We start from the raw sequence: 6775 nt of genomic DNA, 5'->3' as shown, positions 1-6775 counted from the left end.
ACCGCACCGTGCGCGCCGGGCACGAACCCGGTCGCGGGGCGGGGGCCCGGGGCGGCCCGGGGGCCGGCCGCGGGGGAGGAAACGGAGTGGTTAGCCACGGGGCGGCCGCCCCCCCCCCCCCCCCGGCCCGGTTAATCGGTTGCGGACCTTCGGGATGGAGTGTCTGATCCCGGCTATGACGATTGTGCTGGGTACGCCGGCTGTCGACGGGGTACGCGAGGCCATGGACGCGCTGCGGGAGTGGCAGTACGACGAAGCGCCGATGCAGTTGCATTCCGGGGACATCGGCTGGAACTACCGGTTCGGAACGGCCGAGACGGCCGCGGTGGTCCGGACCTGGAGTCGGGACGGGCGGATTCTCGCGGTCGGGATGCTCGACTCGCCGACGCTGGTGCGGATGACCGTCGCTCCGGACGCCTTCCAGGATGAGGACTTGGCGCGGCGGCTTGTCGAGGACTTCTCGCTGCCTGGGCGCGGTGTGCTGCCGGAAGGAGCGGTGTCCATCGAGGCGCCACTGGGCCTGCTGCTCCACGACCTGCTGAGCAAGGAGGGCTGGGGCGTCGGCGAGCCGTGGACGCCGCTCTTCCGCGACCTCACCGAGCCGGTGGAGGACCCCGGCGTGCGGATCAAGTCGATCGGCCCGGAGCAGGCGCAGGACTTCGCCGACGTCCTGCGGTCGGCGTTCAACACCTCGCGGCCTACGCGCGAGTACTGGCACGCGATGTCGGCGGGACCGTTCTACGCCGACGCCCGCTGCCTGGGCGCCTATGACGACCAGGGCAGCGTGGCGGCGGTGGTGACGGTGTGGTCGGCCGGCCCGGGGAAGCCGGGGCTAGTCGAGCCGATGGGCGTCCACGAGGACCACCGTGGTCGCGGCTACGGCCGGGCGATCACCGTGGCCGGGGCAGCCGCGCTGCGGGAGATGGGCTCGTCGAGCGTACGTGTATGCACGCCGAGTTCCAACGTCGGCGGCGTCGCCACGTACAAGGCGGCCGGGTTCGAGGTGCGGCCGGAGGTGCGGGACCGGATCCGGACGGCCTGACGCCGGGGCTGCTCGGTAAGGCGGCAGTCTGGGGCGTAGATCGTCTGGCAGGTGCGGGTTTCCGCTTTCTCATCCGCCGTCGCGGGTTGCGCTCGTACGCTCCGGCGCATGGTGGACCCCGAGGTGCATGAGCGGATCACCGCGCGCCGCGCGGAGCTGGATGAACTCGAAGAGCAGCTGGTCAAGCAGCTGTCCGAGGTGCGGCCGAGCGGGACGAGCTGGCCGTGGCGGTGCGGGTGTGGCAGCGGATGAGCGAGCAGCTCGCTGACGAGCGGGCAACGGCCGGGTCGCCGGTGGTGCAGGTGGCGGGTCGGGCGGTGCGGCTGGTCCCGGACCGGGCGTCAGGGGTGGCCGAGTCCGCGCTGCCGGCGGACTACCAGCGCATCCTGGCCCCCGTGCGGCAGGCCGGCGGGCCGGTCGCCACCCGGGCCGTCGGTGAGGCGTTGGGTCTGGACACCGAGGTGCGGGGCAAGCTGGAGCCGCTGCGCGGGAAGTTGACCAAGCTGGCCGATCGCGGCTGCTGCACAAGCGTGGTGACGGCAAGTTCACCGTGCGCCCGTAGTCGCCGGACTCGAAGAGCGGGTGGGCGTAACCGCCGGGCCCCCGGCGGCAGTTGAGTTTGGTGTGAGGAAAAACAACGAAACCGTCGAGGGCCCTGACGGCCTTGTCTAAGCCGCCCGCCTGCCGCTGTCGAGCGCCACCTTGAACTATCTCGCCGATCTGATCCGAGGCCACTGCAAGAAGATCCGCTCGCCGTGGCGGGCGCTGCCCGCCGGGAAGATCGCCGGGATCGTGCTGGCGGTGCTGCGCTGTGACCAGCGGCCCGGCGACCTGGCCGGCGGCAACGGCATCCACCGCACCACCGTGAGCCGGTGGGTGCGCGAGGTCGTCGGCCTGCTGGCTGCCCGCGCCCCGCGCCTGGACCGCGCGCTCAAGAAGATCGCCCGAACGGGCGGCGGCATCGTACTGCTGGACGGCTCGCTGATACGCACCCGACGCCGCACCGGAGATGCGAACCGGAAGAACTACTCCGGTAAGAGCAAATGCCACGGACTACTCGTGATCGCACTCACCGACGATCGTGGCCGGCTGCTCTGGGTTTCCGCGGCCCGGCCCGGATGCACCTCGGAGATCACCGCCTGCCGGCACGACCACCTCACCGCCCATCTGCGCGCGACCGGCCTCGGCGCCATCGCCGACCTGGGCTTCATCGGCCTCGACGACAACGACGACCCGGACGCCGACCCGGCCGTGATCACCGGCTACAAGGCCGCCCGCAACCGGCCCCTGACCCCCGGCCAGAAACTGTCGAACACCGTGCTGGCCGCAGTCCGCGCCCCGGTCGAGCACAGCTTCGCCCACCTGAAGAACTGGCGCGTCCTCACCAAGCTCCGCACCGACCCGAAGTCGGCGACCGTCCTGGTCAGGGCCCTGCTGGTGCTGACCAACCGCGAAATCGCCCGCTGACCGATGATCTTCGCGAGAGGCATCCGCCCACGATCAGCCCGAGAATCCCGAAGACGACTCACGCCAGACCCGTGACCTGCGACTTCACGATGCACACTGCTCATTGCGACGGATCGTCGTTGCAGAGGGCCGGTTCCCGACCGTCACAATGCGTGGAGGTGCCGGGTGGTCATCCCGGCGAAGTGTTGGAGGCGCTGCTTGTGAACACCGCACCGCGGTGCGCCTCGCCATGCGCGCCAGACGCTGACCACTTCGCTTCGCCCACCGGCTGACCTGCTTCGTTCACGGTGGGCGCTTCCCCTTATGGGAGACCACCGTAGTGTCCGAAGACTTCGGGACGGTTGATCGCCGTCCTCTGGCAATGGTTCTTGCCGCCAACCTCGTTTCGATCGCAGGGAATTGCCTCACATACATGGGCGTGCCGTGGTTCGTGCTGCAGAGCACGGGCAGTGCCGCCAGGGCCGGGATCGTGGCGTTCTGCACACTGCTGCCCGCAGTGCTCGCTGCGCTCGTAAGCGGTCCGGTCATCGACCGCATGGGGCGACAGCGGGTGAGTGTCGCCTCGGATCTCGCCTGCGGGGTCGCCGTTGCGGCGATCCCGATGCTGCAGTTCGCCGGCATCCTGCAGTTCTGGATGCTGTGCGTGCTGATGGCGATGACAGGGCTGTTCCGTGCACCGGGTGAAACCGCTCGCGGCGTGCTGTTGCCCACGCTCGCCGAACGCGCCGGAATGCCGCTGACCAGGGCTGCCGGGCTGTACGACGGTGCGGCACGCTGTGCGGCGCTGACGGCATCCGCTCTCGGAGGTGTGCTGATCGCCGTACTCGGAGCCGAGAACGTCCTGTTGGTAGATGCCGCGACCTTCGCCGTGGCCGCGCCACTGTTCGCGTTCGGAGTGCGCGGCCTGCCCGAGGCGCAGGCCCAACGACGGGCCGAGCCGACGTCGCTGCGTGCCTACCGTCGTGAACTCGCGGACGGCTATCGCTTCGTGGCGGCCACGCCGCTGCTGCTGGGCCTGTGCCTGATGACGCTGGTCACCAGGGGCCTCGACCAGGGATGGAGCGCCGTGCTCCTGCCTGTGCATGCCCGTGAGGAGCTTGATGGTGCCATTGATCTCGGTCTGCTGAACGCAGCATTCGGGGTCTGCGCACTCACGGGGGCGCTGGCCTTTGGGGCGGTGGGCAGCCGCTTTCGGCGGTGGCCCGTGTTCACGATCGCCTTTCTCATCGGGGGCCTGCCGCGCTTCGTGGTGGCCGCCTTCACCGACACCTTCACCCCGCTGGCCGTGATCATGGCGGTAGAGGGTCTCGCCTTCGGTGTACTCAACCCCATCATGGCCACCGTGACGTATGAGACGGTGCCGGAGGACCTGCGCAGCCGCGTGCTGAGCGCGACAACGGCCTCGGTGCAGCTGGTCACTCCGCTGGGCGGACTGGGTGCGGGCTTCCTCGTGGACTCGGTCGGCCTGCCCTTCTCGCTGCTGGCAGTTGGCGGTGTGTATCTGCTCGCCACGCTGTGCCCGGTGATCTTCCCGGCCTGGAGGCAGATGGACCGTATCGGCTCTCCCCACGACGGGGCGGAGAGCTCGCCGACGCAGGATTCGGGGGCGAAACGGGCGTAGTTACGGAGACGGCCGTCGGCGCTGCTCACGAACACCTGACGTCGGGGCTCCCCGTCGCGGTACTCAAGCGGGGGCCCGGCCTTCTTCGTCCAGCTGTCGATGCGAGGGCCGGTGCGGGTCATACGCCGGGTCATGAGAGTGATGAACGCCCAGTTCAGGTGTGCCTCGGCGTGTTGGGGAAGCCTGCCGTAGTCCCTCATATTGCGGAGGGCGTTCATGATCCAGCCGATCGACCGCTCGACCGGCCAGGAGACCCCCACCGGCCGCGAGTACCCAGCGGCCCCCCGACAGGCTGCACCGTGACCCGACCGTGGGCGGTTCGACGGCCTCGGACCTGCGCCGCTGATACGGCCACCTGGTCGTGTCGGTCCCGGACAACCGCAACAGATCCGAGATGCTTCCGGCGTTTCCGGAGATTGGGGCCGGGGCCGCGCAGCCTCAAAGCCCTCGCTTCGGGCCTCACCGACGAATCGGCAGCCAAGCCCCGATATCCCCGACTGCCACCGAGCAGCACCGGTTGAAGAAGGCAGCCTGGGGCCACAAGACCGAGTACCGGCTTTAGAGTGCGCGCGCAGATCGTGCTGCACGCGGCCCGCGGGCTGCCGAACGCGCGGATCGCTGAGCGGGTCGGCGTGCACGTGGACACCGTGCGCACCTGGCGGAGCCCTGCGTCACTACGCGTGAGTCCCCCGGCAGTAGCTTTCCGGAGGACCCGCGGGGGCTTGCTTCCCAACCCCACTGGGGACGAGTCACCACCTGCTTGCAGGGCATTCCCGCGCAGACGATGAGCCTTGGGAGCGCGTAGATCAGCTCTATGCGGGCAGACGAGGCGCGGGTGGCGCTGGGGTGAGTGCCCGCGGCGGCACGGCATCGATGACCGTGCCGCCGCGCGGCCTTCCAGACCTCGAGCCCGAACCGCGCCAAGTTGCGCCTGCCTGTTTCGCGAGCCTTGGGCGAGCGGCCCCCTGCCCCGGCATGAGACTCATACAGACACATCATCCGAATACTGGCAGTCTGTGTATCCGTCGCTCACCACGCTGAGGACCCACCGCATGGCTCACGGCACCACACCCATCCCTCCAGTCCCGGCCCTCCGCCCCGACCTCTCCTGGTCCAGGACTGCAAGGACTGCCATGAGTGGGGAACCGTCGTCACCTCCGCGGGCACCACACAATTTGCCCCGCCTGCCAGCGCACCACCAGCGAAGGCATCGACCGGCAACTGCGTGAGGAAACGATCGACCGCGCGTCCCCTCACCCGTGACGCTCACACCCGGGGCCGGTTGCGGCCGACGTCAGCGTCCGGTCCCCTCGGAACGTTGCTGGTTTTCATCGACATTTTCGGGCTCCGCGATCCCCGAGCACTATCCGAAACCGTCGATGAACGTTGCTCGCTCCCACCTACAGAACCAGGCGTGTCTGCCGCCTGGATACACTGCCCCGTCGGGTGGAGCTTTTCCTCTGCCCGTGCCGGGGCGGTCGGCAGGCGGCTTGATGTGAAGGAGTTGGAGCGTGGATGCCCCACATGTGGTGGGCGGGCCCCCGGCGGTGCCCGGGAGGGCCGCGTTGGAGGTGAGCCCGTTGCCCGGTCGTTCCGGGATACGTGCCCGCGGTGAGATCAGCGCCCTCACTCGCACGTCTTGGGAGCAGGCCCTGTCCGAGCTGGCCCGGCGGCACGCGGGTGTGTCGTACGTGGAGCTGTCGGATGTGGCGTTCGTCGACGTGGCCGGGGTGACCGCGCTGGCGGTCACCGCCATGAACCTGCCCGACGGGAGGGTTGTGGTCGAGAATCCCCCGCCGCAGCTGCCGCGGGTTTTGGAGATGTTCTGGCCGGGCCTGGACCGGATCGAGGTGGCTCTGTGATGAGCACGGTGACCACCCACGAGGCGTTCGTGCATCCCGCCCTCTTCTATCGCACCGAGCAGGAGTACACGCAGCAGACGGTGGCCTTCCTTCGCGAGGGCCTGACCAACGGCGAGCCGATGGCCGTGGCGGTGCCCGGCCCCAACCTGGAGCTGATCAAGGCAGGTCTGGGCGGGGACGCCGACGGCATCCTGTTCCTGGACATGACCGAGGCCGGCCGCAACCCGGGACGGATCATCCCCAAGGTGCTGCGCGGGTTCGCGGACGCCCACCCGGAGGGGCGTGTGCGGATCATCGGCGAGCCGATCTGGGCCGGGCGCAGCGCGGTGGAGTACCCGGCGTGCGCGCAGCACGAGGCGCTGATCAACGCCGCGTTCGAGGGCCGGGCGGTGACGATCCTGTGCCCCTACGACGAGGTGCGGCTGGATCCGCAGGTGATCGCCGATGCGCGGGTCACGCACCCGACCCTCATCAGCGGGGAGGGCCGTGAGTCGGTCAGCGACGTCTACGACTGGCAGGCGGTCGTCGATCGGTACAACCAGGAGCTGCCGACGGTGCCGGCCGCGGTCTTCTCCTACGGTGAGGAGGACCTTCCGGCGGTCCGTCAGTTCGCTCTCGCTCAGGCGATGCGGCTGGGCCTGGCCGGGGAGCGGCTGATGGATGCGGAGCTGGCGGTCGCGGAGCTGACGACCAACAGCGTGGTGCACGGCGGAGGCCGCGGGACACTCGCCATCTGGGCCGAGCAGGGGCAGCTGGTGTGTGAGGTCCGTGATGCGGGCCGGC

The 6775-nt window shown here is 69.6% G+C and carries 8 protein-coding genes; all 8 read left to right on the top strand.

What is annotated here, in order from left to right; translation table 11 throughout:
* The first annotated feature begins 175 nt into the window (after positions 1-175).
* Positions 176-1042, top strand: coding sequence for a GNAT family N-acetyltransferase (locus tag ACFWWR_RS35665; RefSeq protein ID WP_383877582.1), 867 nt, complete (start codon positions 176-178; stop codon positions 1040-1042).
* A gap of 108 nt (positions 1043-1150) precedes the next feature.
* Complete coding sequence (locus ACFWWR_RS35660) at positions 1151-1294, top strand: hypothetical protein (protein ID WP_383877581.1); 144 nt, start codon at positions 1151-1153, stop codon at positions 1292-1294.
* Complete coding sequence (locus ACFWWR_RS35655) at positions 1291-1659, top strand: hypothetical protein (protein ID WP_383877579.1); 369 nt, start codon at positions 1291-1293, stop codon at positions 1657-1659. Before ACFWWR_RS35660 ends, ACFWWR_RS35655 begins: the two co-directional genes overlap by 4 nt.
* 64 nt (positions 1660-1723) lie before the next feature.
* On the top strand, positions 1724-2509 hold the full coding sequence (locus tag ACFWWR_RS35650; protein WP_384307751.1) for a transposase family protein: 786 nt from the start codon (positions 1724-1726) through the stop codon (positions 2507-2509).
* A gap of 361 nt (positions 2510-2870) precedes the next feature.
* A complete protein-coding gene (locus ACFWWR_RS35645) occupies positions 2871-4130 on the top strand; it encodes an MFS transporter (RefSeq protein ID WP_383878198.1) in 1260 nt (419 codons plus the stop codon).
* Between the two features lie 563 nt (positions 4131-4693).
* Positions 4694-4918, top strand: a complete 225-nt coding sequence (locus ACFWWR_RS35640; protein ID WP_384307687.1) for a helix-turn-helix domain-containing protein — start codon at positions 4694-4696, stop codon at positions 4916-4918.
* 723 nt (positions 4919-5641) lie between these two features.
* On the top strand, positions 5642-5992 hold the full coding sequence (locus ACFWWR_RS35635) for an STAS domain-containing protein (RefSeq protein WP_384307685.1): 351 nt from the start codon (positions 5642-5644) through the stop codon (positions 5990-5992).
* On the top strand, positions 5992-6775 hold a 784-nt coding region (locus tag ACFWWR_RS35630; protein WP_384307681.1), incomplete at its 3' end, for an anti-sigma factor RsbA family regulatory protein. The genes ACFWWR_RS35635 and ACFWWR_RS35630, both read left to right, overlap by 1 nt.

The organism is Streptomyces sp. NPDC058678, from assembly GCF_042714835.1.
In the GTDB taxonomy this organism is placed as follows: Bacteria; Actinomycetota; Actinomycetes; order Streptomycetales; family Streptomycetaceae; genus Streptomyces.
Note: the sequence above shows the minus strand (reverse complement) of the source record. Positions and strands in the feature narration are given on the sequence as shown.

What these genes read in the sequence shown, in the direction of transcription:
- ACFWWR_RS35665 (WP_383877582.1), top strand. Translation starts at nt 176, where the DNA reads ATGACGATTGTGCTGGGTACGCCGGCTGTCGACGGGGTACGCGAGGCC.
- ACFWWR_RS35660 (WP_383877581.1), top strand. Translation starts at nt 1,151, where the DNA reads ATGGTGGACCCCGAGGTGCATGAGCGGATCACCGCGCGCCGCGCGGAG.
- ACFWWR_RS35655 (WP_383877579.1), top strand. Translation starts at nt 1,291, where the DNA reads ATGAGCGAGCAGCTCGCTGACGAGCGGGCAACGGCCGGGTCGCCGGTG.
- ACFWWR_RS35645 (WP_383878198.1), top strand. Translation starts at nt 2,871, where the DNA reads ATGGTTCTTGCCGCCAACCTCGTTTCGATCGCAGGGAATTGCCTCACA.